We start from the raw sequence: 2,450 nt of genomic DNA, 5'->3' as shown, positions 1-2,450 counted from the left end.
GTAAGCGTCCGGCCACTACCGTCTGGTGAATGGAGGCAGTTGTGGACAAAGTAGTTCCCACTAAAAAGTAGTGGGAACCAAAGATGGTGTACACCAATAGTCGTACCAATGGCAGCCGTAAAGGCAGAGCCAATTACTCACGAGAATTCAAACAGCGACTTGTCGAGGCCGCCAACCAACCCGGCGTCTCCGTCTCAAAACTCGCACAGGAGCACGGGATCAATGCAAACCTCTTGTTCAAATGGCGACGTGATGCCAAAGCCGAAGCCCCTGCGTTATATCCCATCGAACTGGTGTTGCCCCCTTCATCCACGGAGATCTTCTTGCCTCCGACCCCGCAGCCCGAAATGCTCACGCCAGAGACGGCCTCTGAACCGACACCATCCGGCACCATCGAGATACGACTGGGGCGTGCAATGGTCGTCATCGATGGCACCGTCGATACCAATGTATTACGAATGATCCTGGAGACCCTGCGCGTATGATCAATCTTCCTACTGGCACCCGGATCTGGATCGTGGCCGGTATCACAGACATGAGAAACGGCTTCAATGGGTTAGCCTCGAAAGTGCAAATGACGTTGAAGGATGATCCCTTATCAGGGCATGTCTTTATCTTCAGGGGCCGTAACGGGAGTCAAGTTAAGCTCCTCTGGTCTACCGGCGATGGTCTGTGTCTGCTGACCAAAAGGCTGGAGCAGGGTCGGTTTGCCTGGCCATCGGCTCGAAACGGCAAAGTCTTTTTGACGCCTGCACAACTGGCCATGCTACTGGAGGGAATAGACTGGCGCCATCCAAAGCGCCTGGCTAACTCATTGACCATGTTGTAAAAAGTGATCCCCCATGTAAGATGCATGGGTATGGAAAAATTACTAGCCGACGAAATCCTGCGACTGAAACGACTCCTGGCTGAACAGGAGTCACTCAATCGTGTTTTGCATGCAAGGTTGGAAGAGCGGGAGCGCGAAATTGAGCGCCTGCTTGCGCAACTCGACAAGCTGCGGCGTATGTATTTTGGCAGCCAGTCCGAGAAACTCGCTCGTCGTATCGCTCAGACCGAAGCGCAACTGCAAATACTCCAGCAGGAGAGTGATACCTTCACCGGTCGGGTCGATGATCCAGCGGTACCGCGGCCACTTCGCCAGACTCGCATTCGCAAACCCTTCCCTCAAGCGCTTCCCCGCGATGAGCATCGCCTGTGTCCAACAGAGGCTGTCTGCCCGGAATGTGGTGGAGCGCTGGCATACCTTGGAGAAGATACTGCTGAGCAGTTAGAGCTGATACGCAGTGCCTTCCGGGTCATCCGCACGGTTCGGGAGAAACACACCTGCGGGCAATGCGATTTCATCATACAAGCGCCAGCCCCATCACGTCCTATCGAGCGGGGTATCGCCGGGCCAGGCTTACTGGCTCGGGTACTCACCTCCAAGTATGCAGAGCACACCCCGCTGTATCGCCAGTCGGAAATCTATGCCCGTCAGGGCGTGGAGCTGAGCCGCTCTGTGCTCTCTGGCTGGGTAGATGCGTGTTGCCGATTACTGTCACCGCTGGAGGAAGCGCTGCGGCAGTATGTGCTGACCGATGGCAAACTACACGCAGACGATACCCCGGTGCCGGTACTGCTCCCTGGCAATAAAAAGACAAAAACAGGACGTCTGTGGACGTATGTACGCGATGATCGCAACGCAGGCTCCACACTGCCGCCAGCCGTCTGGTTCGCTTACTCGCCTGATAGAAAGGGAGTCCATCCGCAAAGCCATCTTGCCGATTTCAGCGGCGTCCTACAGGCAGACGCATATGCAGGATTTAATGAGCTATATCGTGAAGACCGAGCTGCCGGCACGATAAAGGAGGCCGCTTGCTGGGCTCATGCCAGGCGAAAGATCCATGATGTGCATATCCGAACGCCATCGGATAACACAGACGAAGCCCTCAAACGAATTGGTCAGCTTTACAGCCTTGAAGCAGAACTGCGCGGCATGTCAGCAGAACACCGGCTGGCAGAACGAGAACGGCGGGCAAAGCCCTTACTGAAAGAGCTGGAGATCTGGTTACGGGATAGGATGCAGTCGCTCTCGCGTCACTCCGAGTTGGCTAAGGCCTTCGCCTATGCCTTGAATCAGTGGTCAGCACTGACGTACTACACCGAAAACGGCTGGATAGAAGTGGACAACAACATAGCGGAGAATGCGCTACGGCTGGTGAGCTTGGGGCGAAAGAACTTCCTGTTTTTTGGCTCTGACCATGGTGGTGAACGGGGAGCCTTGTTGTACAGCTTGCTCGGCACCTGCCGGTTGAACGGGGTAGATCCGGAGCATTACCTGCGGCATGTACTGAATGTGATCGCAGACTGGCCGGTGAACAGGGTCGGCGAACTGCTGCCTTGGCGTGTTGCTCTACCTGCTGAATAACCTGTCGCTCCTGTCAATACGGCCTTCGCTGGACGCTTAC

At 55.5% G+C, this 2,450-nt stretch carries 3 protein-coding genes; all 3 read left to right on the top strand.

All coding sequences use genetic code 11. From position 1 onward, the window contains the following. The first annotated feature begins 83 nt into the window (after positions 1-83). Genes tnpA through tnpC form a run of 3 tightly spaced genes read left to right on the top strand, consistent with a single transcriptional unit; the run spans position 84 to position 2,410 of the window. Positions 84-485, top strand: coding sequence for an IS66-like element accessory protein TnpA (gene tnpA / locus PG892_RS22010; RefSeq protein ID WP_042060619.1), 402 nt, complete (start codon positions 84-86; stop codon positions 483-485). Next, positions 482-829 (top strand): IS66 family insertion sequence element accessory protein TnpB, encoded by a 348-nt coding sequence (gene tnpB / locus PG892_RS22005; protein ID WP_042060615.1) that lies wholly within the window; start codon positions 482-484, stop codon positions 827-829. The genes tnpA and tnpB overlap by 4 nt, the downstream gene beginning before the upstream one ends. Before the next feature lie 30 nt (positions 830-859). Next, complete coding sequence (gene tnpC / locus PG892_RS22000) at positions 860-2,410, top strand: IS66 family transposase (RefSeq protein ID WP_270825876.1); 1,551 nt, start codon at positions 860-862, stop codon at positions 2,408-2,410. Positions 2,411-2,450 lie beyond the last annotated feature (40 nt).

Origin of the sequence: Aeromonas sp. QDB68 (assembly GCF_027707405.1) — a bacterium.
Taxonomy (GTDB): Bacteria; Pseudomonadota; Gammaproteobacteria; order Enterobacterales; family Aeromonadaceae; genus Aeromonas; species Aeromonas caviae.
The sequence above is the reverse complement of the archived record's forward strand: the minus strand, read 5'-3'. Positions and strand labels throughout refer to the sequence as shown.